Source organism: Neobacillus sp. OS1-2 (assembly GCF_030915505.1).
Lineage (GTDB): Bacteria > Bacillota > Bacilli > Bacillales > Cytobacillaceae > Neobacillus.
Window position 1 is genome coordinate 548,960 of sequence record NZ_CP133265.1, and the last position, 24,845, is coordinate 573,804.

Consider the following 24,845-nt stretch of genomic DNA (forward strand, 5'->3'; position numbering starts at 1 on the left):
GGCTCCCTCCTTTCAGTTGAAAGTTAAAAATTATTGATTATTTTCAATCAGTTTTTTTGCATGACCTGCTAACAGATGATCTGGCTGAATGTCGAGTGCTTGATTGAACATGTGTAAGGCTCGTTCACCGTCTTCTTTAAAGGCATAAGAAACGCCTAAATTATAATAAGCATCTGAATGGTTAGGATCTAGCTCAATACATTTTTCGAGTTGGACAATCGCTTCGTCAATGAATTCAAGCTGCGCCAAACATAATCCATATTGAAAGCGCGCTTCCGCATCCTGTTCATTTAGTTCAACACTTCTTTGCAAATAAGGGAGGGCGAATCGGCCTTGATCCAGTTGAACAAGCGTCAATCCTAACATAAAGTAATTGTCGCTTGATTCAAGACCCTTTTTCATTGCTGTTTCAAACATATTTTTCGCCTCGTTGAAGTGGTCCTGAGTGAATAATATATTTCCAATGCTATAGTAAGCCGCCGCAGCATTTTCATCTAGGTTAAGCGCCTTTTGATAAAAATTTAACGCCTTTTCATCATCACCGAGGGCAGAAAGAAGATTACCAAAGTTAATATAGGCAACAGGGTCGTTCGGATTTTCCTCAATCGCCTCATTAAAGGCCTTTGCCGCCTCTTCCCAGTTGCCTTCCTGCATATATGCTACACCTAATTGGTTCTTATCCAAAAAAATCAACTCCGATCCTAAGAGAAAGTATATCATATTTACCAAAAAAACCCCGACTCCTAAATAGGAATCAAGGTCAAATTTTAGCCAACATATGTCAACCGTTCACCATTTTTGTACACTTCGTCAATTGTTCCACCGCCAAGGCACTCGTCGCCATTGTAAAATACAGCTGCTTGTCCTGGGGTGATAGCCCGTATCGGTTCATGGAATAGAACTTGTACCTTATCGCCTTCTAAGAGACGAACAGTCACTTTATGATCTTCCTGACGATAACGGAATTTAGCCGTACATTCAAACTCGACAGGCTTGTCTTGATTTGAAACCCAGCTAACATTAACCGCAGTTATCGCATCAGAATATAGTTTTTCATGATGAAAGCCTTGTCCAACATAAAGGATATTTCGTTTTAAATCCTTTCCGATGGCAAACCATGGCTCGCCCGAACCGCCAATTCCCAAACCATGGCGTTGGCCGATTGTATGATACATCAGACCTTCATGCTTGCCTTTCATTTCGCCATCAAAGGTTTCCATATTTCCCGGTTGCGCTGGTAAGTATTGACCCAGGAATTCTTTAAAATTCCGCTCTCCAATAAAGCAGATACCGGTACTGTCTTTTTTCGTGGCAGTAGCAAGGTTCGCTTCCTTCGCAAGTTCCCGTACTTTGGATTTTTCAAGATTACCAATTGGGAACATTACTTTGCTGATTTGCTCTTGTGACAATTGGTTTAAGAAATACGTTTGATCTTTATTTTCATCAATGCCGCGGAGCATTTTATATTCTCCGTCGCGGTACTCGACACGGGCATAGTGACCAGTGGCAAGATAGTCTGCGCCCAAATTCATCGCATGCTCGAGGAATGCCTTAAATTTGATTTCCTTGTTGCACATCACGTCAGGATTTGGCGTTCTGCCCGCTTTATATTCTTCAAGGAAATAGGTAAAGACCTTGTCCCAATATTGCTTTTCAAAATTAACCGCATAGTAGGGAATGCCAATTTGATTGCAAACGCGGATGACATCCTCATAATCTTCCGTAGCCGTACAGACACCAAATTCATCCGTGTCATCCCAGTTTTTCATAAAAATACCGATGACGTCGTACCCTTGCTGCTTTAATAAAAGTGCTGCGACAGAGGAATCAACACCGCCTGACATCCCCACAACTACACGAGTATTTTTTGGATCTTTTCTCTCCATATTTTCACCTCTCTCTTTACTGCAATGACGATTGTAAGTTTTATTTTTTCAAACGCGAAACAACCTTGGCAATTTCTTCAGCAGACTTAATAACTTCTTCCTCTGTCGTATTAAAGCCAAAGCTGAAGCGAATTGAATTGACTAAGCGTTGTGATTGCTTACCAAACATGGCAACAAGGACATGGGAAGGTTCAATAGAACCAGCCGTGCACGCGGAACCACTGGAAACAGCAATCCCGGCAAGATCTAGATTAACTAACATAGCTTCCACACTTGTCCCCGGAAAGCTTAAGTTTAATACATGTGGCAGCGAATATTCAAGCGAACCGTTTATGTCAAATTCTACATCTAGTTCACGAAGCTTTTTCAACAGGACCTCTTTAAAGCCCCTGAACCGTTCTCTTTTTGCTGACCGTTCTTCACTTGCAATCAGGACAGCTTCATGGAATCCGGCAATAGAAGCAACATTTTCCGTTCCCGCACGCCGTTTTCTTTCTTGATCACCGCCATATAGCCGTGGAGAAATTTTTACTGCAGATTTTGCAAAAAGAAAACCCGTCCCTTTGGGGCCATTAATTTTATGAGCAGACACCGAAAGTAAATCAATCAGACACTCATTTACATTAATATCTTCGACTCCATAGGCCTGAACCGCGTCAGTATGGAAAATGGCTTGATGATTTTTCAACAATTCGCCAATCTCTAATATGGGCTGTAATGTTCCCACCTCGTTGTTACCGTACATAATAGAAACAAGGATGGTATCCTCCCTCAGGGCAGTTTTAAGATCTGCGACAGAGATTTTCCCCGTTCGATCAACCGGCAAATAGGTTACCTCAAAGCCCATCTTTTCCAGTTGCTTGCAAGCATGAAGGACAGCATGGTGTTCCACTTGTGTGGTAATGATATGCTTTCCTTTATTCTGACAGCTTTCGGCCACGCCAAATAGCGCCATATTATCTGCTTCGGTTCCACCGCCTGTAAAAATAATTTCATTTTCCTTTGCTCCGATACTACGGGCCAACGCCGCACGTGCTAAATCCAGATAATGGCGTGCTTCTCTGCCATATGAATGGATGCTGGAAGGATTCCCAAATGTCACATTCATGACTTCTAGCATTTTTTCAATTACCTTCGGGTGCATCGGTGTGGTTGCGGCATGGTCGAGATAAATTCGTTCCATTATTACACCTTCAATCAACATAATTCTCTACTATTACTTTTGACTTTAAATATAAAACATATAACCGTCCGGCTCCTGATCCTCACTATGACTAGCTAAATCCTCTAATGTCGTATTATCCAACACGTCTTTAATTGCATCGCGAATACGAATCCACAGTTCACGCTTAGCTGGCTCTTCATCTTCAATTCCTTCGACAGGGGTAATCGGACCTTCGAGCACACGAATCACATCACCTGCCGTAATTTTAGAAGGCTCATCTGATAGAATATACCCACCGTATGCTCCCCTGATGCTTTTTACTAACCCCGCATTCCGAAGTGGAGCAATCAATTGTTCTAAATAGTGTTCGGATAGATCATTTGCCTGGGCAATGGATTTTAAAGAAGTAGGACCCTCGCCATGCTTTTTGGCAAGTTCAATCATGATGGTAAGACCGTACCGGCCTTTTGTCGAAATTTTCATATATGGCACCTCTATTTCGTAATCTATTTAAAAAAATATTCTCAGTAAATTGATAGGCATTAGAAATTATATCATATTCTTCTTTAATATGCTTTTGCAAGGGAAAAACGAAAAGCTTCCAGGGCTGGACAATTCTTAAAGTCGAAATTTATCCTTTAGTATTAATCAGGATAAAATGGTATGTTAAAAGGAGCGAAAAAAGTTTGTTTTGGAGAGATGAATATGCAGCAAAAACCATTAGCATTTCGAATGCGTCCTCGTACGTTAGAAGAAGTTGCAGGTCAGCACCATCTTGTTGGTGAGGGAAAAATAATTGCCAGAATGGTAAAGGCCAAACAGCTGACATCGATGATTTTATATGGACCGCCAGGCATTGGGAAAACCTCGATTGCCAGCGCCATTGCCGGCAGTACGAAATATGCCTTTCGCACATTGAATGCAGTCACTAATAATAAAAAAGACATGGAGATCGTAGCTGCCGAGGCAAAAATGTCCGGGAAAGTGATTTTACTGCTGGATGAAGTCCATCGTTTAGATAAAGCAAAACAGGATTTTTTACTACCATATTTGGAAAATGGAATGATTGTATTAATCGGGGCCACAACCAGTAACCCCTATCATGCTATAAACCCGGCGATTCGCAGTCGCTGCCAAATTTTCGAATTAAAGCCGTTATCTTCTAATGAAGTGAAGCAAGCACTACTACGCTCTATTGCCGATGTAGAGCGCGGCTTTGGCGGTTTGAAAATTGAGATATCTGAAGAAGCTTTACATCATTTTGCCCAGGGATCGAATGGGGATGTAAGAAGCTCATTGAATGCACTCGAATTAGCGGTGTTATCAACCGATCAAGATAAAAATGGCATTATCCATATTGATGTAGCGACCGCCGAAGAATGTTTGCAAAAGAAAAGTTTGGTCGCCGATAAGGACGGGGATGGGCATTATGATGTCCTTTCAGCCTTCCAGAAATCTATTCGCGGAAGTGACGTCGACGCTGCCCTCCATTATCTTGGCAGATTAATAGAAGCAGGTGACCTTCCAAGTATAAGTCGCCGATTAATTGTGATTGCCTATGAAGATATTGGCCTTGCCAATCCTCAAGTAGGAGCACGTACCTTAGCTGCGATAGAAACGGCAGAAAGAATTGGCTTTCCCGAAGCACGGATCCCATTAGCCAATGCCGTAATTGAATTATGTTTATCGCCTAAGTCTAATTCTGCAGTCTTAGCGATTCAAGCAGCCCTTGAAGATATCCAAAAAGGAATCGTTGGCGAAGTCCCCGATCATCTGAAAGATGCCCATTACAAAGGGGCAAAAGAACTTGGCAGAGGGATCGACTACAAGTATCCGCACGATTACGAAAACGGCTGGGTGCCACAGCAATACTTACCAGACAGAATTAAGAACAAAAAATACTACAAACCTAAAAAGACCGGAAAATTTGAACAAGCCCTAGCCACCGTATACGAAAAAATAACAAGATCGAAACAGTAGAAAGGGTGTCAGGCACCAAATGGTGCCTGACACCCTTTTCTGTATACTCATATTGTTTATGCGGCAACGTCGCGTTTTTTGAAGACGAAGAAGGCTAGGAATTGGAACAAGGCAAAGTAGAGTAGCAGCATGATGACTGAGAAGGTTAAGGTCATTCCTTCTACCATTGGTGTGCCCTCGAAGTACTGCATTAAATCCGTGTTGGCGAACAAAATGTATTTTGCCCAATCAAATTTCATCGATAGTAACGCAGTAAATTGACCTCCAGTAAATAATAGGAATAGGGATAAGCCAATTGCGAGCGAGCTATTCCGGAATACAGAAGAAATCATGAAGGCCATTGTCACAAGCATAATCGTATCAATTGAACTTAAGCCGTAATAGATTAACAAATGGACAACCATATTTTGTTCGGTGACCTGACCATTATAATAATTTAAATACGGGATAGCTCTGTCAGGCATCCCAAACAGAATGGCACCAAGCGCAGTTGAGAAAACAAACAAAATTGCCAGCATGAACAAGGCATACACTAGTACTGTCAAATATTTAGAAAGCAGAATTTTCGTTCGATTGATGGGACGAATCAATAACAGCTTGACCGTTCCCCAATTAAACTCGCTAGCGACAATTCCGGCCGAAACAACAATGATAAATAATCCTGCCAGCATGATTAGCTGTGAGCTATCCTTTACGAATGACCAAACCGAATATTTTTCTTTTGTTGGAAGATGATGCTTAATTCGGTAATCATTGATGGCAATTTCCTTTTTGAAAAATTGCTTTTCAATCTTGGTTCGGCTTTGCGCCATCTGCTGTTTTAGCGCATTGTTTTCCTCCTGTAACACTTGTTCCCAATTTTTATCCTGAGCAAAATTCGTATCATTTTGTTGCGTTTTTATGACAATCCCCATTAAGGCAATAACAACGATAAGTATCCCAATCATCACAAAAGTGCCAGGTCGTTTAAAAACTTTCATCCATTCATTTTTGATTAAATTAACCACGAATAACAGCCTCCTTTTCCGATGTCACTTCAAGGAAGCGATCTTCTAACGTCTTCGCTGTTTCTCTTATTCCAAAAACTTGAATATCTTCACTGACCAATTTTTTTACTAGATTAGGTATTTCTTCTTTAGGCAGTACTACAGATAGACCGTTTCGTGAATGGTTGGTTTTCACTTCAGGATAGTTAGCCTCGATAATTGCCAATGCCTTGTCACTTGGAATAACCTCCAATTCGTAGGTTGCCTCGGCACCTTGGACAAATTCCTGAACAAGTTGGACATCTATCAACCGGCCATTTTGAATGATCCCGATACGGTCACACATCATTTCCATTTCCGATAACAAATGACTCGAGACAATCACAGCCATGTTTTTTTCACGGGCTAACTGGCGAACATAATCGCGGATTTCTCGAATTCCCGCCGGGTCGAGGCCATTTGTTGGCTCATCAAGGATCAGAACGTCTGGATCGTGTAATAGACATTGTGCTAAACCTAACCGTTGTCTCATCCCAAGTGAATATGTTTTGACCTTGTCATTGATCCGTTCTGTTAAGCCAACGAGCTTAACCGTTTCCGTAATCTTTTCCTTGGTAATCCCTTTTGTCATTCTTGCATAATGGACCAGGTTTTGGTAGCCGCTTAAAAATTTATACATCTCCGGATTCTCAACAATGGCACCCACATGGCCTACCGCATTCTCAAATTCGGTTTTAATACTAGAGCCGCCAATCGTGATATCCCCTGATGTAATGGCCATTAAGCCGACAATCATTCGGATGGTCGTCGTTTTCCCTGCTCCATTTGGCCCTAAAAAGCCGAAGACCTCGCCTTTATTCACCTGGAAACTGATATTGTCTATAATCGTTCTTCCCTTTATCACCTTGGTTACATCTTTCAGTTCTACGATTGTTTCCAATTTCTCACTCCTCACTATGTACGAAACTAAGTTTACCTTATTTTCCTAGTTAATTATATCCTAGTTAATAAATTTTCATAAAACGGCTAGGGATGGAATCGTGACTAGGTCTGAAGTCCGAGAGCCACGTATTGTTAACAAAAGATTCATACATTCAGCTTTTATTTTTTTATAAAATGGAAGTGGCACTAAATTAAGAAGGGAAGTGTGCGATGTTTTTAAATTCTCGAATGGAATCCAGGGAATTACTCACTTTTAGATCGTTAAATACAAGATCCACGTTATTACCCAATGAAAAAAAGCATTATTTTCGCCTGGAAAAGGGGTTTCAAGGTGAAGTGATGTTTGACCAGATAGCCGCAACATTGCAAAATAATGTGTACATAGTAAATAATTTATGGCTTGAGTATAATAACTCTGTATTTCAAATAGATAGCTTACTTATTTCTCAAGAAACCATTTACCCTTTTGAAATAAAAAACTTTGAGGGCGACTATTATTACGATTCAGATGGTTTCTATTCTATGTTTTCTAAAGAGGAAATAATGAACCCCTTGGCCCAGTTAAAACGCAGTAAATCGCTCCTATGCCCCTTACTGAAAAAGCTGGGAATTTATTTACCTGTTGAAGGATTCGTGACTTTTGTAAACCCCGAATTCACCTTATATCAAGCCCCGCTAAGCGCACCAATTATTTACCCTACACAGCTTAAAAACTTCATGAAAAAAATAGACCAAACACCCTCAAAACTAAATGAGCGCCATAAAAAACTCGCTAACCAATTAATGGAAATGGATTTAATCGAATCTCCTTATGCCTGGAAGCCTAAATACTCATATGGAACGTTGAAAAAAGGGATCATTTGCTCTAGATGCTTTTCATTTATGAACTTTGTTGGGGATAAAAAATTAGTTTGCTCGAAATGCGCCTGCGAAGAAAAAGTGGATTCTGCTGTATTACGTAGTGTGAAGGAGCTTCAGTTTTTATTTCCAGATATGAGGATTACCACAAATGGAGTACACGATTGGTGCGGGGGGATTGGGTCTAAGAAGGTGGTTAGGCGGATACTGTTACAAAATCTCACTTCAATTGGGACTAGGCAGCATAGATATTTTGAATGAAAATATTCAAAGATAGACTTTCGTTGATTTCCTACGTCAAAAGTGACCTTTATATCGCTCTTTCATAAAATTGGAGGAGCGTTTTTTCCTTTTATCAGGAATTGTATTGCATTTACCCGTTGTCCTCTCTTTTCAAAGGATCGGTCAATAGAAACCCTTTTCATTTACCGTTTTTCTCTGTTTTTCTCAATTCGGTTATTGTAACCTTTTTTCATTTACCGTTTCCCTCTAGATTTATTAAATTCGGTCAATATAACCCCTTTTCATTTACCATTTTCCTCTTTTTTTCTTAATTCAGTCAATGTAAAAAGAAAACCCAAAACAATAAAGGTCCTGGGCTTCCCAAAAAGTTACTTCTCATCCGAAACACGATAAATCTTAATATCCTTCAGTAATTCCATCGTCACATAGCTGGCCATGATCAACCCGGCTGCGGACGGCACGAATGCATTCGAAGCAGGTGGCATTTGTCCTTTACGGATTGGTGAATTCTCATTGCCTACCTCTTTCTTAATATCTTCACGTATAACAATTGGGCTCTCATCAGAGAAAACAACCGGTATACCCTTGTGGATTCGTTCTTTACGCAGCTTCGTGCGAATTACCTTGGCAATTGGATCCGTATGGGTTTTGGATATATCTGCAATTTTAAAACGAGTTGGATCCATTTTATTGGCGGCACCCATACTGGAAATAATCGGGATGCCACGATTTAAACATTCTTTCATCAAATGGATTTTATACACAATTGTATCAGAGGCATCCACAAAAAAGTCAATATTGTAGTCAAAAATTTCCTCATATGTTTCCTCTGTGTAAAACATCTTTAGCGAAATTACTTCACAGTCTGGATTAATATCTTTTATCCGCTCCTCCATAATTTCTACTTTCGGTCTGCCAATCGTTGAAAGCAGCGCAATTAACTGACGATTAATATTTGTAATATCTACATCATCTTTATCAATTAAAATTAAACGACCGACACCGGAGCGGGCGAGTGCTTCAGCGGCAAATGAACCGACACCGCCCACACCTAAAACAGCGACTGTGCTATTTTTCATTATTTCTAAGCCTTCTTTACCAACGGCAAGCTCATTTCGGGAAAATTGATGCAGCATATATGTTCACTCCATATCCAAATTCAAATTCACTTATTAGTTATTTTTTCACCATAAAAATATATCATACCCACCTATAAAAACAAGTATTTTCATGGGAATTATCACAATTAGAGCAAAAATAAAACCTCCCGACGGTCGCCAAGAGGTAATTTTTAACAAAAGGAAAGAGTCCCAATGGTGCCGTTGCTTCTTGATCCTTAGTTTTGATCCCGCTACTTGAGCAGGTGGGTGTCCTGTTCTCGGTATTGTAAGTCCCCTTACCCGTATAAGGGTGAGGCATTTACGCAATCAAAAAACTCTGGACTCCCGAATAAATAATGTTCGGTCAAAACTTCAGGTAACACAACGTACATTTCAGGACTCTTCTTTAATTGCTTTTATAATAGCATATTTTAACCCGGCCTTCAAGGTTTCATGAAAGCGAATTCTTGTTATTTATTAACATTTAATGACAAGTTCAATTCCTTTAATTGCGCCTCGGATACTTCACCAGGTGCATTCGTTAACAAGCAGCTTGCGCTCGCTGTTTTCGGAAATGCGATGGTATCACGGAGGTTCGTACTGCCTGAAAGCAGCATCACCAATCGGTCTAGACCTAGGGCGATTCCTCCATGCGGCGGTGTTCCATATTCAAAAGCATTCATCAGGAAGCCAAATTGTTCCTTCGCTTCCTCCGGAGAAAAGCCAAGAACACTAAACATCTTTTCTTGAATTGGCCGTTCAAAAATCCGAAGGGATCCGCCGCCAAGTTCATATCCGTTCAATACCAGGTCATATGCTTGGGCGCGTACTTTTGAAGGATCTGACTCTAGGTATTCAAGGTCTTCTCTAAACGGCATTGTAAATGGATGATGCGCTGCGTAATATCTGCCTTCTTCTTCATCGTACTCTAGAAGCGGCCAGTCGGTAACCCATAAGAAATGAAATAGACTTGGATCGATTAAACCTAATTCTTTACCAAGCTTTTGTCTTAAAGCACCGAGCGCATCTGCTACAACATTCTTCTTATCAGCAACAAACAGAAGCAAATCACCAGCCACTGCCTCAAGAGTGGCAATCAAAGCCTGCGCGTCGTCTCCAGCGAAGAATTTCGCAATCGGGCCCTTCAGTCCTTCAGCATCCACTTTCAGCCATGCAAGACCTTTCGCCCCATAAACAGCGGCAAACTCTGCTAAGGCATCGATATCTTTTCGAGAATACTTGTCCGCAGCACCTTTTACATTAATTGCTTTAACTTGGCCGCCGCCGGCAACTGCAGAAGCGAATACTTTAAAGCCGGAATCCTTAACGATCTCAGATAGGTCAACGAGCTCTAAACCAAAACGGGTATCCGGCTTGTCGGAACCAAATCGACTCATCGCTTCGTCGTAAGTCATGCGTGGGAAAACCTGCGGAACTTCCACACTCTTAACTTCCTTCATCAGCTGTGACATCATGTTTTCCATCATACCCATGATATCTTCTTGGCTCATGAAACTTGTTTCTATATCGATTTGGGTAAATTCAGGCTGACGGTCAGCACGCAAATCCTCGTCACGGAAGCAGCGGGCAATTTGGTAATACCGTTCAACGCCACCCACCATTAGCAATTGTTTAAACAATTGTGGGGATTGCGGCAATGCATAAAATTCACCAGGATGCACCCGGCTTGGAACTAAATAGTCACGTGCACCTTCTGGCGTACTTTTGGTCAAAATCGGTGTTTCAATATCTAAAAAGCCTTCGCCATCAAGAAAATCCCTGACATGTTTTGTTACCTGATGACGCATTTTTAACGTTTCAAAAATAACCGGGCGACGGAAGTCTAAATAACGATATTTTAAGCGAACATCCTCTGAAGCATCTGTTTTATCAGAAATCATGAACGGAGGAGTTTTTGCCTCGTTAATAATCGTTACTTTTTCCGCCTGCACTTCAATTCTTCCAGTTTTAAGGTTGTCATTGATGGTGCCAGCCTCGCGAGCAACAACGGTTCCTACCACATCCAGCACATATTCATTTCGGATCTTTTCGGCCGTTTCTAGGGCTTCCTTTGACAAGTCAGGATTAAAAACGACTTGAACAATACCTGAACGGTCGCGCAGATCGATAAAGATTAATCCGCCAAGGTCACGGCGTTTTTGCACCCAACCTTTTAATGTTACCTTTTCCCCTACTGATGACTCTGGAACTTCCCCACAAAAAAACGATCTGCCAAACATTGTTTTTCCCCCTTTAAGATTGCAATTCCTTAAATTGTTGAATGAAAGAATGTAAGTCTACTTCCACTTGTTCACCTGTTGCCATATTCTTTATAGTAATTTTGTTATTTTTAAGTTCGTCGTCGCCAAGAATGGCTACGTATTTGGCTTTTAAGCGGTCTGCCGCTTTAAATTGCGCTTTAATCTTTCGGTCTAAATAATCCCGTTCTGCTGAAAAGCCTGCCAAACGCAGCTGCTGCAATAACCCGACAGTGTAATCCTTTGCTTCCTCCCCAAGTGCAGCAAGGTAGCAGTCAATTCCTTGATTCAACTCAAGCTCGATTCCTTCAGCCTCAAGAGCAGCGATAAAGCGCTCAATACTTAAGGCAAAGCCAATCCCCGGTGTTTCCGGACCGCCAATTTCTTCAGCTAAGCCGTTATACCGGCCGCCGCCGCAAAGAGTCGTAATGGCGCCAAATCCTTCGGCATTACTCATAATCTCAAAGGCCGTGTGATTATAATAATCCAAGCCCCTCACCAAGTTGGCATCGACCTCAAACGGTATATCAAGCTGCGTTAAATAGTGTTGTAATTTTTCAAAATAGGCTTTTGAAAAATCATTTAAAAATTCCAGGATTGAAGGTGCTGATTTCATTAATTCATGGTCACGGTCCTGCTTACAATCCAGGATGCGCAAAGGATTTTTTTCCAAACGGTTTTGACAATCGTGGCAAAACTCGCCGATTCGCGGTTGAAAGTGATTCACTAATGCCTCGCGGTGTGCGGTACGGCTCTCTTTATCGCCAAGACTGTTGATCATCAGCTTTAGCTGTGTCAAGCCCATTTCCTTGTACAAATTCATCGCAAGGGAAATCACTTCTGCATCAATCGCAGGATCATTGCTTCCTAAGGCCTCAACGCCAAATTGGACAAACTGGCGGAAGCGCCCTGCCTGCGGACGTTCATAGCGGAACATCGGCCCCATGTAATAAAGCTTGACGGGCTGATTGGCAAGACCAAACATTTTCTTCTCGACAAACGAGCGAACAACCGCTGCCGTGCCCTCCGGTCTAAGCGTGATACTGCGTTTCCCTCGGTCTTCAAATGTGTACATTTCTTTTTGAACAATATCGGTTGAATCACCAACACCTCTTGAAAAAAGATCAGTATGTTCAAATATAGGAGTGCGAATCTCCTGATATTGATATTTTTCACAAAGCTCGCGCGCTTTTGCTTCTATCAGCTGCCACTTCTCTACCTCTCCTGGCAGAATATCCTGCGTACCTCTTGGTATACTTATAGACATAGTGGAAACCCTCCTCTTTTTTTAAAATTTTTATGTAAAAATGTTTTAAATAAATATAAAAAACTCTCGTCCCTTGTATTAAATACAAGGGACGAGAGTTTTGATCCCGCGGTACCACCCTAGTTGAAAAGCATGTAAGTGAATGCCTTTCCTCTTAAACAGTTAACGCCTGCTCACGTTCTTCTCCTACTAAAGCATGGGCTTTTTCAGAGAGAAGCCTACGGAGTGTTCATTCATTAAGGCACATGCAGAAATGCTTTCAGCCTAAGGCATTTCCTCTCTTTTCATGAGTTCGCTTAATTACTATGCTCCATCATTGGTTATATACGAATATTTCATTTTACATTGTCCAGCTCCAGGCCCTACGCCGCTGAACAGGGAATTTGCGCTTTTCTTATTTATATAATAATACGGAGCAATGATAGTAATGTCAAGAAAGATTTACGACCTTCCTAAATGTTTTTTTAACTTTCTGACATCACCCATTGTGATCCCAAATTCGGATGCAAGCTCAATGGAGGATGCATGCTGCTCCTTTTGAATAAAATCATGAAAATCCACTCCGAAAAGGCGGCCATCCATCGATTGTACATTCATTCCTTTATCACTCGACCTCATCCATCATTCACCTCTATCTTTTTTTCTATTATTTCCATGAAAGATGAAAAACTTGCATGTGATTGTCATTTTCGTGAAAAGGGATGGACTATTTTTACAATTAAGGAATGAATTCCTCTCGGTTTTACGGTAAAATAAAAAACGAAGGAGGGTACCGATGAGAAAAAAGATTTTTCTATTATTACTAACAATCACTCTAATTTTCGGGGCTTTCCTGCCACAAGGAAAAAGCAGTGCCGCAAGTGGTTCCCTTACGATTTCCACTGATGCCGTCAATGTTCGCGGCGGCCCGGGACTAAGTTATCCCCTCGTAAAAATAGCCAAGAGGGGTGAAAAGTATTCGGTTGTGAAAGAAAAAAACGACTGGATTGAAATTCAGTTACCCTTTGGTAAAACAGGCTGGGTTGTCAACTGGCTTGTCACCAAAGAAAACGAGGAAAAAACGGCTAAAGCCGCCACATCGGCAGTAGCTACAAGTTCCATTGCCAAAGCGAATACAGATCAGTTAAGAATTCGCTCCGGCCCAGGGACAAGCTTTCGGATTGTCGGGTTCTTAAATAAAGGACAAGAAGCCACAATCCTTGACCAGAATGAAAACTGGTACAAAATCACCTCATCATTCGGAGAGGGCTGGGTTGTGAGAGATTTTTTAGTGATTAAATCTACCGTTAAGCAAGACAACAAGCAAAATCCGACAGCCTCTACTAGCACGGGCACTGGCGTGGTGAATGGCGATACCTTAAATGTGCGAAAAGAACCATCCACCACAAGTCCGATCATTGGGAAACTCACCAAAGGAACGAGTGTATCCATTTATTCCAAACAGAACAATTGGTTGGAGGTAGGATTTGCATCTATTAAGGGCTGGGTAAATTCTGAGTTTATTAACACAAAAACGGAAGTCTCCAAGGATTCCCCTAAGAAAGAATTAAGCGGGATCAATGGAAAAGTAACAGCCGGAAGTCTAAGTGTCCGCTCCGGATCCTCATTGGATTTCGGCATTATTGGCACTGTAACCAAAGGGCAAAGCTTTGCTATTTTAGAGGAAAATAACAATTGGGTAAAGATAGAGTTTAAGTCTGGTAGATTTGGATGGGTGGCCGGCTGGTACCTTGATATGACTACGGGGGCATCCCCGTCTGGAACATCTCAATCTGGACAAGCTCAGAAGGAAAGTACAATTACCATCTTACATAATGGAACAAATATCCGAAAAGAAGCAAATGTCCAATCAGATGTGGCAGAACTGGCAAATGAAGGAGATACCTTTTCTGTAAAAAGAGTTGTCAATGACTGGTATGAAATAAAACTGAAAAATGGACATACGGGGTATGTTGCTGGTTGGATTGTATCGATCAATGGCAGGAACCCGCAAATTCAGAAATCAGGAGCTGAAGGATATCTTAAAAATAAAACCATTGTATTGGATCCAGGCCATGGCGGCGGGGACAATGGTACTACCGGTGCAAACGGTACTTTAGAAAAAGAGCTGACCCTTCGAACAGCCCGGCTCTTATCTGATAAATTAAGAGCCGCCGGTGCAACAGTCTACCTGACAAGAAGTAATGATTCTTTTATACCTTTGCCATCACGTGTAAATGCCGCACAAACCTACAGTGCCGATGCCTTCATCAGCCTTCATTACGACAGCAATGAAGAACGGAGTGCACGTGGTATGACTGGCTATTATTATCACGGTTATCAAAAGGCACTTGCCGAAACAGTATTTACATCAACAGTCGGACAAACCAATTTAAAAGACCGCGGCGTCCGAATTGGTGATTTCCATGTCATTCGGGAAAACAGCCAAAAGGCCGTTCTTATGGAGCTAGGCTATCTAAGTAACCCAGAGGAAGAGATGACACTAAACTCCAGCGGATTTCAAGAAAATGCGGCATCCGGTTTATATAATGGATTAGCGCGATTTTTTAAAAATTAAAAAAGAGCTTGGCACCTAGAATGGTACCTGTAGGTAGGACACTTGTAAAAAAGAGTGTTCAACCTGCAGGTATTTTTTATATACTTGAATTTCAGAATATGGGGATTAGGGGACAACATGAGTAAAATAACTTTTTCATCTAAAGAGATAAATACACTTCAAAAAAATCCAAATGTACAGCGTGTCAGCGAAAAGTCCATTACCTATACAGACGAATTTAAAAATAGATTTATCGATGAATACCAAGCCGGCAAACTCCCTCGTCAGATTTTTGAGGAGAATGGATTTGATGTGGACGTCATTGGCATAAAACGAATTGAACAGTCAGCCTGTAGGTGGAAAAAAGCCTATGAAAAGAATGGCTTGATCGGGCTTACAGATACAAGAAAAACAACCTCTGGCAGACCTTTAAAACGGGAGCTTACACCCTCCGAAGTAATTGAGAGACAAAGAGCCAGAATCGAATTATTGGAAGGGCAGGTAGAACTGTTAAAAAAGCTAGAAACGACCGAAAGGAGGCTGCTAAACGCAAGCGAGAATCTAAACCCAAATAAGGCATATCAATTGATCCAGGAGACGCTTGGGCAAAACGGATTTAAGGGGATGACTAGGTACTTTTGTGAGCTTCTGGGTGTTTCCCGGTCAGGATACTATAGTTACATGAAAGCTGCCTCTGTCCGTGAAGCAAGGGAGAAGTTAGACCTCGAAGCGAAGGAACTCATTTTAAAGGCTTTTGACCGAAGGGGATATAAGAAAGGTTCACGCTCCATCAAAATGATTTTGGAGAATGAGTTTGATGTTAACTTTAGCCGTAAAAAAATCCGGAGAATCATGAGGAAATACGGAATCGTTTGTCCTCACAGAAAGCCAAATCCATATAAAAAAATCGCCAAAGCAACGAAGGAACATCAAGTCGTACCAAATAAGTTAAACAGAGAATTTAAGCAAGGTGTACCAGGAAAAGTATTATTAACGGATATTACATATTTACCATATAACGGAAGTAGTATGGCCTATTTGTCAACCATAAAAGATGCCTCCACCAATGAGTTATTAGCTTATCATATTTCAGATCGAATCACGTTAGATATCGCAACAAAGACCATCGATAAATTAATGAAAAATAAGAAGATTAGTTTACATTCGGAGGCATTTATCCATTCTGATCAAGGGAGCCATTACACAAGCCCAAGATATCAGAAATTGTTAAAAAAACATGGTTTAGACCAGTCAATGTCTAGGAGAGGAAACTGTTGGGACAATGCCCCGATGGAGTCTTTCTTTGGGCATTTAAAGGATGAGGTAGACTACCAGTCTTGTAAAACATTAGATGAACTGAAGGCGAAAATAAATCATTACATGGTTTACTATAACAATTATCGATATCAATGGAATTTAGAAAAGATGACCCCTATTCAATATAGGAATCATCTTTTAGCTTCATAACTCTTTTTTTCATGTGTCCTTGACACGGGTGCCAGATTAACCTTAACATAAGGGCCAAGCTCTTTTATGCTTTACTTTCAAGTATTAACGTCACAGGACCGTCATTGATTAATTGGACATCCATCATCGCTCCGAAAACTCCTGTTTCAACGCGAATTCCTTTTTCACGGAGCATTCCATTAAACGCCTCATATATCTTGATTGCCTGTTCCGGTCTGGCCGCCTCAATAAAACTTGGTCTTCGTCCTTTGCGGCAATCCCCGTAAAGGGTAAACTGGGAAACAGAAAGAATTTCCCCACCAACATCCATTAAAGACAAATTCATTTTTCCATCTGCATCTTCAAAAACCCTTAGATGAGCAATTTTATCAGCTAAATAAGCCGCATCCGTTTCCTGATCTTCATGTGTCACACCGACGAGCAGAACAAACCCCATAGAAATCTGCCCGGTTACTTCACCGTCAACGGTTACTTTGGCTGCTTTGCTACGTTGAACTACTACCTTCATAGTTGATACACCTTTCTTAATTCATCAACCGGCGAACCGAATAAATATCTGGAATTTGTTTAATTCGATCAACCACTTTACGCAAGTGACTAACATTGTGAATTGCGATCGACATAATGATTGTTGCCATTTTATTCCGATCAGATTTACCAGTCACGGCAGAAATATTTGTTTTCGTTTCATTTACTGCTTGAAGGACTTCATTCAGGAGCCCTCTGCGATCATAGCCGCTGATTTCAATATCAACGTTATACTCTTTTCGATCATTTAAGGAAGATTCCCACTCAACAGGGATCAACCTTGATTGGGCATCATTGGAATCAATGTTCGTACAATCGGAGCGATGAACAGAAACACCGCGTCCTTTTGTGATAAAACCAACAATATCGTCCCCTGGAACCGGATTACAGCATCTTGACAAGCGAATTAACAGGTTATCAATCCCTTGCACGCGGACGCCAGATTCTCGTTTCTTATTAGAAGGGAATGATTTTAAATCTGAAATTACATTTGTGATGCTCGCGGACTGTTCTTGATCGCGCTTTTTGCGCCATTTCTCGGTCAATCGGTTGGCAACCTGCAATGCGGTTACTCCGTTATAACCAACTGCGGCATACATATCTTCTTCACTTGAAAAATTAAATTTATCCGCCACTTTTTTCAAATTATCCGCAGTTAAAATTTCTTTAAGGTCAAATTCCATATTACGGATTTCTTTTTCAACAAGCTCTTTCCCTTTAATCACATTCTCATCACGGCGCTGCTTCTTAAAGAAGGCTCGAATCTTATTTTTCGCCTGCGACGTTTGCGCGAGCTTCAGCCAATCCTGACTAGGGCCATAAGAATGTTTGGATGTCAGTATTTCAATAATGTCGCCAGTTTTAAGTTGGTAGTCCAGCGTCACCATTTTTCCATTCACTTTCGCGCCAATAGTTTTATTCCCGATTTCAGAGTGAATCCGATAGGCAAAATCGATCGGTACAGAACCGGAAGGCAATTCAATCACATCGCCTTTCGGTGTAAAGATAAACACCATATCGGAAAACAGATCAATTTTCAATGATTCCATAAACTCTTCGGCATTGGCGGTATCATTTTGGAACTCGAGAATTTCCCGGAACCAGGTGAGTTTTTGCTCGAAGGTCGAGCTGTCACTGATTGTCTTTCCTTCTTTGTATGCCCAGTGGGCCGCAACCCCGAATTCAGCAATCCGGTGCATTTCATACGTCCGAATCTGCACTTCCAAAGGATCACCCTTTGGTCCAATCACAGTGGTATGCAGGGATTGATACATATTTGGCTTCGGCATGGCGATATAATCCTTAAACCGTCCCGGCATTGGCTTCCAGCAAGTATGGATGATGCCAAGGACAGCATAACAATCTTTAATACTGTTAACCACGATTCGAACAGCAAGCAAATCATAAATTTCACTGAATTGCTTATTTTGCAGCACCATTTTTCGATAAATGCTATAAATATGTTTTGGCCGGCCAGAGAGTTCAGCTTTGATCGAAACCTCACCCATCCGTGCTTTAACCTCTACGATAACATCCTCTAAATATTGCTCCCGCTCTGCCCGTTTCTTCTTCATTAAGTTTACAATCCGGTAATATTGCTGCGGATTTAAATACCTTAACGCAGTATCTTCCAACTCCCATTTAATCTTAGAAATTCCAAGACGATGTGCTAAAGGTGCAAAAATTTCAATTGTCTCATTTGAAATCCGACGCTGCTTTTCTACAGGAAGATGTTTCAATGTTCGCATATTATGCAAACGGTCCGCAAGCTTAATAAGGATTACCCGGATATCCTGTGCCATTGCCACAAACATTTTCCGATGGTTTTCCGCCTGCTGCTCTTCGTGAGATTTATATTTAAATTTCCCTAACTTTGTAACCCCATCGACAAGCATGGCCACTTCGTCATTAAAAGCTTCCTCAATATCCTTTAAGGATATATTCGTATCTTCCACAACGTCGTGGAGAAAACCAGCAGCAACCGTCGCCGGATCCATCTCCAGGTCTGCCAAGATTCCTGCAACCTGGATGGGATGAATAATATACGGCTCTCCCGATTTTCGATATTGTTCACGATGAGCATCTTTCGCGTATTCATACGCCTTTTTGACTAATTCAACATGCTCTTCGTTCAGGTATTTTCTCGTCTTGTCGATGACTTGGTCGGCTGTTAACACTAGATCATTCGCCATGAAATCACCTTTATTTTCATCTTAATTTTATTTATATAAATGTTATCGGTAAACAAATCGTTCCTAATTTAGAATGATTGTATCTATTATCGAAAAAAAAAGCCCAGATGTAAAGAGATTGGGTAGCTTTTTCTGCAAATTATGAAAAAAAGAGTCGAAAAACCTTACCCTGCATCTCAAATTATATAAAGAGAGCACTCGCTTTGAGTGCCCTCGGTAACTTTTAATAGTGCATCAATGTTAAAACATCATAGCCGTCTAGCTTTTTACGACCATCTAAATAACTTAACTCAACTAAGAAAGCGATCCCAGCGACAACACCGCCAAGTTGCTCCACTAATTGAATGGTTGCTTCAATCGTCCCGCCAGTTGCTAACAAGTCATCGGTAATTAACACACGCTGACCGGGTTGAATCGCATCTTTATGAATAGTTAGAATATCTTTTCCATATTCTAGACCATAGCCTACCTTGATGGTTTCCCTTGGAAGTTTCCCCTCTTTACGAACAGGAGCAAAACCTACTCCAAGCGAATAGGCAACAGGACAGCCGATAATAAATCCACGTGCCTCCGGACCAACGATAATATCAATTTCTCTCTCTTTTGCATACGAAACTATTTTGTCTGTTGCATATTTATAGGCTTCACCATTATTCATTAGCGGGGTGATATCCTTAAATTTAATTCCTGGCTTCGGCCAATCGGGTACGATTGTAATAAATTGCTTTAAATCCATTCTGTAATTGCCTCCTCAGTCTCAACTGACTCCTGAATAACTTGATCGAACCAGCCTTTTAATTCTTGAAAGGAAGAGAACAATAAATCCCTTTCAAGTGCATATTGACTCTTTTTGGTTTGATAGGTAATCGAATCAGCTAAATCACGCTTCTGCGCTCCTGTTTTCAATGTTATAAATCCATTATTTATTGTAACAAAATCCAATTCAGAAAACACCTTTGACATAAAATAAAGGGTTTCTTGTGACCAGCCGCGGTGCTTGGCAATGACATCTCCATGTCGTTTTAAATCAATTGGGCCATTTTTCTTTAGATACCCATAGTACCATTTAAAATGTTCACGAGTTGGTACCGTGCTGAAAAAATCACTGGATTCTTTGTAAAAATAAGCATAAATCCTTGATGGCTGTCTTCCCTCAAATAAAACTTTTAAGATCTCCTTTGATGGTGGAAAATCGACTAATGCGATATTCGCCCTATACCCATCAAATGCCTTTGCATCGTCAAGATTTTGAATGAGAATTGACTCTGCTTTCAAATCGGCATTTATGTTATCAAAATGGTCTTTATTGAAAAGGATGAATTTCCTGTTTTCAACGGGAACAGTGTGTGCCATGCTATTGATTCGCTTCTGGCCTCGATAATCAAATAACTGCCATGATTCAACCATCAAATCATGGATAAAAATTTGTGGTTTACGTATATTGTTCCATTCATTAATCGATAATTCTCCGATTAATGAAATTTGTGATACAGGTGAAATTTGGTCAGCCAATGCACCCAAACCAAACCCTACCCCATCAAGGTTTGCACTACCATCATTTACAATTACCTTTAAGTGCTTCTGCTCATTGCCAATCTTTCTCATATTGGCAAGATCGACATTTTTTATTAAAACTTTTGGTTTAGGGTTGTCCATTCCAAAAGGAGAAAGCAAATTTAATTCTTCAAGTGCAGATAAATGAATATTTTCAAGCAGAACTTCTTCATCAAGATAGGTAACGGGAATAAAATCCTCCGCTGTTAACTGCTCTTCCGCGAGCAGATTTAATCTTGTACGCAGCTCGGCAACATCTTCTAGCTTTAATGTCATTCCTGCAGCCATTGAGTGCCCGCCAAAGTGGGGGAGTAATTCCCGGCAAGTGGATAGATTTTTAAATAAATCAAAGCCGGCAATACTCCGTGCCGAGCCCTTTGCTACTCCTTTTTCCGGATCAATATTCAATACAATCGTCGGCCGATAGTATTTTTCCACAAGCTTGGAGGCAACGATCCCAATAACACCGGCATTCCAGCCTTCCTTACCGATAACGAGGACCTTATTGGAGGTTGTTGGAAAGTTCTTTTCCACCTCCTCAATGGCTTCTTCGGTAATGGTATTAACAATGGCTTGCCTCGTTTTATTTAAAGCGTCCATTTCTTCCGCAAGTTGTTGTGCCTCTTCTGGGTCTTCAGTCAAAATCAGTTGAACGGCTAAATCGGCATCTTCTAATCTACCGACTGCATTAATCCTTGGTGCAAGCGTAAAGCCAATGGTTTCTTCATTGATTCCCATCGGATCGACCCCTGCCAATTTAAGAATCGCTTTAAGTCCAATATTTTGTGAAGCCTTCAGATTTTCAAGACCTTTTTTGGCTATTAGGCGGTTTTCATCTTTTAATGATACTAAATCCGCTATCGTCCCAATAACGGCAATTTCAAACAAATGCTCAGGAACTTTTCCGTAAAGAGCTTGAGCTAATTTAAAAGCAACCCCTACACCTGCAAGCTCCCGAAATGGATAGATACTTTCGGGATGTTTTGGGTGAATAATGGCAAGCGCAACAGGCAAAACCGGCCCAGGTTCATGATGGTCGGTAATGATGAGATCAATTCCCAGTTCTTTCGCAATGGCGGCTTCGTGAACGGCTGATATTCCAGTATCCACGGTAATAATCAACTTTATTCCATTTTCCGCTGCTTGCCTGAATGCTGCTTCATTGGGGCCATATCCTTCTGTAAAGCGATTCGGGATGTAAAAATCGACATTGGCACCCAGATCACGAAGTGTGATCATCAATACCGATGTACTGCTTACACCGTCAGCATCATAATCACCATAAATAAGAATCGGTTCATGTGCTTCAATCGCTTCACGTATTCTATCAACGGCAAGATCCATCCCTTTTAGTAGGTAAGGGTCATGGAATCCATCTTTTCCAAATAAAAAATACCGTGCAGATTCTACGGTATCCAAGCCGCGATTGACAAGCAATGACGCAACTAAAGGTGTTATTTTCAATTCATTTGCCAGCATATTGACTAGATTGTCATCAGTACTGCGAACAATCCATCTTGTTTTCGACTGTAACATTTGTTTGTACACCCCTCAGACTTATTTATTATACAGGAGCAATAAACGTCTTTCAATAAATAAAGTAGGGAAACCTCTTTCGAGGCTTCCCCCTTATCAAACCGTACGTGCCCTATTAAGGCATACGGCTTACCAATGTGTTACAAATGGTCAATACGTTGCCAATCTTTGAGCATATTTCATTTTGCGGACACGGTCAGGAGTATAATACTCTTGACCCTTTTCTTTTGCCTTTAGGATTCGTCTTTCCTGTTCTTTCTTTTGCTTTTCTTTCATTCGAAGAATGTAACTTTCTAGAGAAAAGCCATATATCTTGTGGTAGTAATACCAGTATGAAGGGATAAGTCCAATAATAGCAAAGAACTCATTATTCCATTTTGTTTTCATCGCATGACCTTTTCTTTGGCTAGGGTGTTTGTGAATCATGGCTACTCTTAACCTTTGTCGAATATAGCCATCTATCGCAAGTAGTTCTTTCCCAAATGCTTTAAAGAAGCATGAACTGTTAAATCCGTGTTCTTCATTTGCCTTAATTGCTTTATAAATATTGAGAAAATAGTTTACTTTTCCTCGAATCACTGGGTTAACATACTCAATCCACTTTTCCTTACTCAGAGTGAGTGTTTTCTTCGTCTTGACTTTGATTTTCTGGCGAAAATCATTCCAAGTTGATTCTTTCGGTTTAGCTATATAGTATGGCTTACCATCCTTCTTGCGTTTTCTCCAGTGTTCGAAAGTGAATCCCATAAAGTCAAAGTCATCATCATCGAAGTTTACAAATTTTGTTTTCTCCGTTGCAAGTTCCAACCCAAGTTCGGCTAATTTCCTTTTCGTAATATCTGCCGCTCTCTTTATGTCTTCTTTGGTTTTTGCGAATAACAAAAAGTCATCGGCGAATCTTACAAAACGAATATTGTTTTCAGCCCAGATCCAATCAAGCTCATTTAAATATACGTTCGCTAGTAACGGAGAAATAACCCCTCCTTGCGGAGTGCCGGTATCTGTTGAGTGAAATTTACCTTCTTCCATATAACCAGCTTTTAGCCACAACCAAATCATATCTAACACTGTACCATCTGCGATGTATTTATTTAATACTCTCATCAGCTTCTTATGTGGGATATTATCGAAAAAGCCTTTAATATCTGCATCGAAGATGTAATTATATCCTTGTTCGATATTCGCCATGATTATTTGCAGGACACGTTCTGCACCAACATTTGGTCTGTATCCACATGACCATTTGTGAAAGATATCCCTTTCGAATTTCGGCTGAAGTACATTTACTATTGCCTGTTGGACAATTCTATCTTCAATATTCGGAATGCCTAAGGGTCGCTTTTTGCCATTTTTCTTAGGAATATAATGTCTTCTTACTGGTGACGGCTTATACTCTTTATTTCTCAGTCTCTGTAGAAGCGAGTCCAGATTTTCATCTAAGTGATATCTATAGCTGTCAATTGTTTCGCCATCAATACCACCTGACCCGTTGTTGGCTTCTACCTTTTCCCAAGCAGCTTTTAGCCTTCTGTCGAAAAGTATTTGTCCATAAATACTATGCCATTTGAATTTTAACGTATGATTCATTACATATTCCGCACCCTTCATTGTGTACATTCAGTTCGTTTATACCGAGGTATCGTTTTCTGTTAACATTACACATCTTTACAGATGTGGAGCCACAAGGTCGTTCCCCTTCCGTTCATGCATGGTTTAGTCCATACACTACTTCCGTACTATGAGAACGTCTGACTTCTCCATTCACATCTAGCATTTCGGATTACCCTTATAGGTAGATGTCCCTTTGGGTTGGAATGGAGACCTCACGGGGTCATCGCACCTTCCTTCTAAACATACCCAGCACCATCACTTGATAAATTGCCTCTATCCGGCTGATTCATTGGTATAGAGACCACTAATGTTATAGTGGGCTTCCCATTATATTCGCATAGTCGCCAACTTACCCTGCCGCCGTGCTTCACACTTATTGCATTTGGGTCTGCTTATCCGACTGCGGGTCTCTCGATTGTCCGCATCTCCTTCAGACATCACCTCACGGTGATGCCCTAGATTAGTCTTCACTAGTTGTATCAGCACTCTAGTGGAAGGATTTTCACCTTCGGGAAAACGAGTCTTCTAGGATTCGGGAGCCGTGTTTATCGCAATAACGTACTCCAACCTTTAACAACTCATTCAGTGCAGTTCTACTGCACAAGGTACGACTGCCTGTCGCACAAAGAAAAACCGCAGAGGATCTGCGGTTAAAAAATTAGTGTTCAGCTACAGCGCCTAGGGGCTCGGGGTCATAAGCCAATCAGTCAAGAAGGTTAAAGTACAACCTTCTCGC

At 41.0% G+C, this 24,845-nt stretch carries 19 protein-coding genes, 1 other RNA gene and 1 other annotated feature; of the genes, 4 read left to right on the top strand and 16 right to left on the bottom strand.

Annotated features, from left to right (window positions below; translation table 11 throughout):
* Positions 1-30: 30 nt before the first annotated feature.
* From RCG19_RS02955 to cymR, 4 genes are all read right to left on the bottom strand, one after another.
* Positions 31-684 carry a tetratricopeptide repeat protein gene (locus RCG19_RS02955; RefSeq protein WP_308109604.1) on the bottom strand — a complete coding sequence of 218 codons (654 nt, stop codon included), beginning with the start codon at positions 682-684 and terminating at the stop codon, positions 31-33.
* 83 nt (positions 685-767) lie between these two features.
* Positions 768-1,886 (bottom strand): tRNA 2-thiouridine(34) synthase MnmA, encoded by a 1,119-nt coding sequence (mnmA, locus tag RCG19_RS02960; RefSeq protein WP_308109605.1) that lies wholly within the window; start codon positions 1,884-1,886, stop codon positions 768-770.
* A 40-nt stretch (positions 1,887-1,926) separates the two neighbouring features.
* Entirely contained in the window at positions 1,927-3,069 is a 1,143-nt protein-coding gene (locus RCG19_RS02965) for a cysteine desulfurase family protein (protein WP_308109606.1), read from the bottom strand.
* A gap of 45 nt (positions 3,070-3,114) precedes the next feature.
* A complete protein-coding gene (cymR, locus tag RCG19_RS02970; protein ID WP_166238721.1) occupies positions 3,115-3,534 on the bottom strand; it encodes a cysteine metabolism transcriptional regulator CymR in 420 nt (139 codons plus the stop codon).
* A 222-nt stretch (positions 3,535-3,756) separates the two neighbouring features.
* Here cymR and RCG19_RS02975 point away from each other — a divergent pair, with 222 nt between their 5' ends.
* Positions 3,757-5,031 (top strand): replication-associated recombination protein A, encoded by a 1,275-nt coding sequence (locus RCG19_RS02975; protein ID WP_308110915.1) that lies wholly within the window; start codon positions 3,757-3,759, stop codon positions 5,029-5,031.
* A gap of 56 nt (positions 5,032-5,087) precedes the next feature.
* Here the strand turns inward: RCG19_RS02975 and RCG19_RS02980 are convergent, their stop codons facing one another.
* Positions 5,088-6,038 carry an ABC transporter permease gene (locus RCG19_RS02980; protein ID WP_308109607.1) on the bottom strand — a complete coding sequence of 317 codons (951 nt, stop codon included), beginning with the start codon at positions 6,036-6,038 and terminating at the stop codon, positions 5,088-5,090.
* The gene (locus tag RCG19_RS02985) at positions 6,031-6,957 is read right to left on the bottom strand and encodes an ABC transporter ATP-binding protein (RefSeq protein WP_308109608.1); all 927 of its coding nucleotides are present in this window, start codon (positions 6,955-6,957) and stop codon (positions 6,031-6,033) included. The genes RCG19_RS02980 and RCG19_RS02985 overlap by 8 nt, the downstream gene beginning before the upstream one ends.
* Before the next feature lie 230 nt (positions 6,958-7,187).
* Here RCG19_RS02985 and RCG19_RS02990 point away from each other — a divergent pair, with 230 nt between their 5' ends.
* On the top strand, positions 7,188-8,078 hold the full coding sequence (locus RCG19_RS02990; RefSeq protein ID WP_308110916.1) for a nuclease-related domain-containing protein: 891 nt from the start codon (positions 7,188-7,190) through the stop codon (positions 8,076-8,078).
* A gap of 350 nt (positions 8,079-8,428) precedes the next feature.
* On the opposite strand, the gene RCG19_RS02995 is transcribed toward RCG19_RS02990, so the two are convergent.
* From RCG19_RS02995 to RCG19_RS03015, 5 genes are all read right to left on the bottom strand, one after another.
* On the bottom strand, positions 8,429-9,196 hold the full coding sequence (locus RCG19_RS02995) for a tRNA threonylcarbamoyladenosine dehydratase (RefSeq protein WP_166238727.1): 768 nt from the start codon (positions 9,194-9,196) through the stop codon (positions 8,429-8,431).
* Positions 9,197-9,363: 167 nt separating this feature from the next.
* A non-coding RNA gene (ssrS, locus tag RCG19_RS03000) (6S RNA) lies at positions 9,364-9,563 on the bottom strand.
* A gap of 67 nt (positions 9,564-9,630) precedes the next feature.
* The gene (gene aspS, locus RCG19_RS03005; RefSeq protein ID WP_308109609.1) at positions 9,631-11,400 is read right to left on the bottom strand and encodes an aspartate--tRNA ligase; all 1,770 of its coding nucleotides are present in this window, start codon (positions 11,398-11,400) and stop codon (positions 9,631-9,633) included.
* A gap of 13 nt (positions 11,401-11,413) precedes the next feature.
* Positions 11,414-12,685 carry a histidine--tRNA ligase gene (gene hisS / locus RCG19_RS03010; protein WP_308109610.1) on the bottom strand — a complete coding sequence of 424 codons (1,272 nt, stop codon included), beginning with the start codon at positions 12,683-12,685 and terminating at the stop codon, positions 11,414-11,416.
* An 84-nt stretch (positions 12,686-12,769) separates the two neighbouring features.
* Positions 12,770-13,011 (bottom strand) — a binding site (T-box leader).
* Between the two features lie 115 nt (positions 13,012-13,126).
* Entirely contained in the window at positions 13,127-13,303 is a 177-nt protein-coding gene (locus RCG19_RS03015; protein ID WP_166238733.1) for a hypothetical protein, read from the bottom strand.
* Between the two features lie 157 nt (positions 13,304-13,460).
* Here RCG19_RS03015 and RCG19_RS03020 point away from each other — a divergent pair, with 157 nt between their 5' ends.
* Complete coding sequence (locus RCG19_RS03020) at positions 13,461-15,242, top strand: N-acetylmuramoyl-L-alanine amidase family protein (RefSeq protein ID WP_308109611.1); 1,782 nt, start codon at positions 13,461-13,463, stop codon at positions 15,240-15,242.
* A gap of 117 nt (positions 15,243-15,359) precedes the next feature.
* Positions 15,360-16,688: an IS3 family transposase gene (locus tag RCG19_RS03025; RefSeq protein ID WP_308109612.1), complete on the top strand. Its 1,329-nt coding sequence runs from the start codon at positions 15,360-15,362 to the stop codon at positions 16,686-16,688.
* Positions 16,689-16,752: 64 nt separating this feature from the next.
* Here the strand turns inward: RCG19_RS03025 and dtd are convergent, their stop codons facing one another.
* The 5 genes from dtd to ltrA all read right to left on the bottom strand — a co-directional run bounded on the left by dtd (position 16,753) and on the right by ltrA (position 24,085).
* A complete protein-coding gene (gene dtd, locus RCG19_RS03030; protein ID WP_308109613.1) occupies positions 16,753-17,196 on the bottom strand; it encodes a D-aminoacyl-tRNA deacylase in 444 nt (147 codons plus the stop codon).
* A gap of 16 nt (positions 17,197-17,212) precedes the next feature.
* Complete coding sequence (locus RCG19_RS03035) at positions 17,213-19,408, bottom strand: RelA/SpoT family protein (protein ID WP_308109614.1); 2,196 nt, start codon at positions 19,406-19,408, stop codon at positions 17,213-17,215.
* A gap of 223 nt (positions 19,409-19,631) precedes the next feature.
* Entirely contained in the window at positions 19,632-20,144 is a 513-nt protein-coding gene (locus RCG19_RS03040) for an adenine phosphoribosyltransferase (RefSeq protein ID WP_166238741.1), read from the bottom strand.
* A complete protein-coding gene (gene recJ / locus RCG19_RS03045; protein WP_308109615.1) occupies positions 20,135-22,498 on the bottom strand; it encodes a single-stranded-DNA-specific exonuclease RecJ in 2,364 nt (787 codons plus the stop codon). Before recJ ends, RCG19_RS03040 begins: the two co-directional genes overlap by 10 nt.
* Before the next feature lie 150 nt (positions 22,499-22,648).
* On the bottom strand, positions 22,649-24,085 hold the full coding sequence (gene ltrA, locus RCG19_RS03050) for a group II intron reverse transcriptase/maturase (protein WP_308108194.1): 1,437 nt from the start codon (positions 24,083-24,085) through the stop codon (positions 22,649-22,651).
* Between the last annotated feature and the right edge of the window lie 760 nt (positions 24,086-24,845).

Bases quoted from the DNA above. Each gene is read 5' to 3' on its own strand.
- RCG19_RS03035 (WP_308109614.1), bottom strand. From the start codon at position 19,408: ATGGCGAATGATCTAGTGTTAACAGCCGACCAAGTCATCGACAAGACG.
- RCG19_RS03020 (WP_308109611.1), top strand. From the start codon at position 13,461: ATGAGAAAAAAGATTTTTCTATTATTACTAACAATCACTCTAATTTTC.
- RCG19_RS02995 (WP_166238727.1), bottom strand. From the start codon at position 9,196: ATGCTGCATCAATTTTCCCGAAATGAGCTTGCCGTTGGTAAAGAAGGC.
- RCG19_RS02990 (WP_308110916.1), top strand. From the start codon at position 7,188: ATGGAATCCAGGGAATTACTCACTTTTAGATCGTTAAATACAAGATCC.
- recJ (WP_308109615.1), bottom strand. From the start codon at position 22,498: ATGTTACAGTCGAAAACAAGATGGATTGTTCGCAGTACTGATGACAAT.
- RCG19_RS02965 (WP_308109606.1), bottom strand. From the start codon at position 3,069: ATGGAACGAATTTATCTCGACCATGCCGCAACCACACCGATGCACCCG.
- RCG19_RS02975 (WP_308110915.1), top strand. From the start codon at position 3,757: ATGCAGCAAAAACCATTAGCATTTCGAATGCGTCCTCGTACGTTAGAA.
- ltrA (WP_308108194.1), bottom strand. From the start codon at position 24,085: ATGAATCATACGTTAAAATTCAAATGGCATAGTATTTATGGACAAATA.
- RCG19_RS03015 (WP_166238733.1), bottom strand. From the start codon at position 13,303: ATGAGGTCGAGTGATAAAGGAATGAATGTACAATCGATGGATGGCCGC.
- aspS (WP_308109609.1), bottom strand. From the start codon at position 11,400: ATGTTTGGCAGATCGTTTTTTTGTGGGGAAGTTCCAGAGTCATCAGTA.
- RCG19_RS03040 (WP_166238741.1), bottom strand. From the start codon at position 20,144: ATGGATTTAAAGCAATTTATTACAATCGTACCCGATTGGCCGAAGCCA.
- mnmA (WP_308109605.1), bottom strand. From the start codon at position 1,886: ATGGAGAGAAAAGATCCAAAAAATACTCGTGTAGTTGTGGGGATGTCA.
- dtd (WP_308109613.1), bottom strand. From the start codon at position 17,196: ATGAAGGTAGTAGTTCAACGTAGCAAAGCAGCCAAAGTAACCGTTGAC.
- RCG19_RS03025 (WP_308109612.1), top strand. From the start codon at position 15,360: ATGAGTAAAATAACTTTTTCATCTAAAGAGATAAATACACTTCAAAAA.
- hisS (WP_308109610.1), bottom strand. From the start codon at position 12,685: ATGTCTATAAGTATACCAAGAGGTACGCAGGATATTCTGCCAGGAGAG.
- cymR (WP_166238721.1), bottom strand. From the start codon at position 3,534: ATGAAAATTTCGACAAAAGGCCGGTACGGTCTTACCATCATGATTGAA.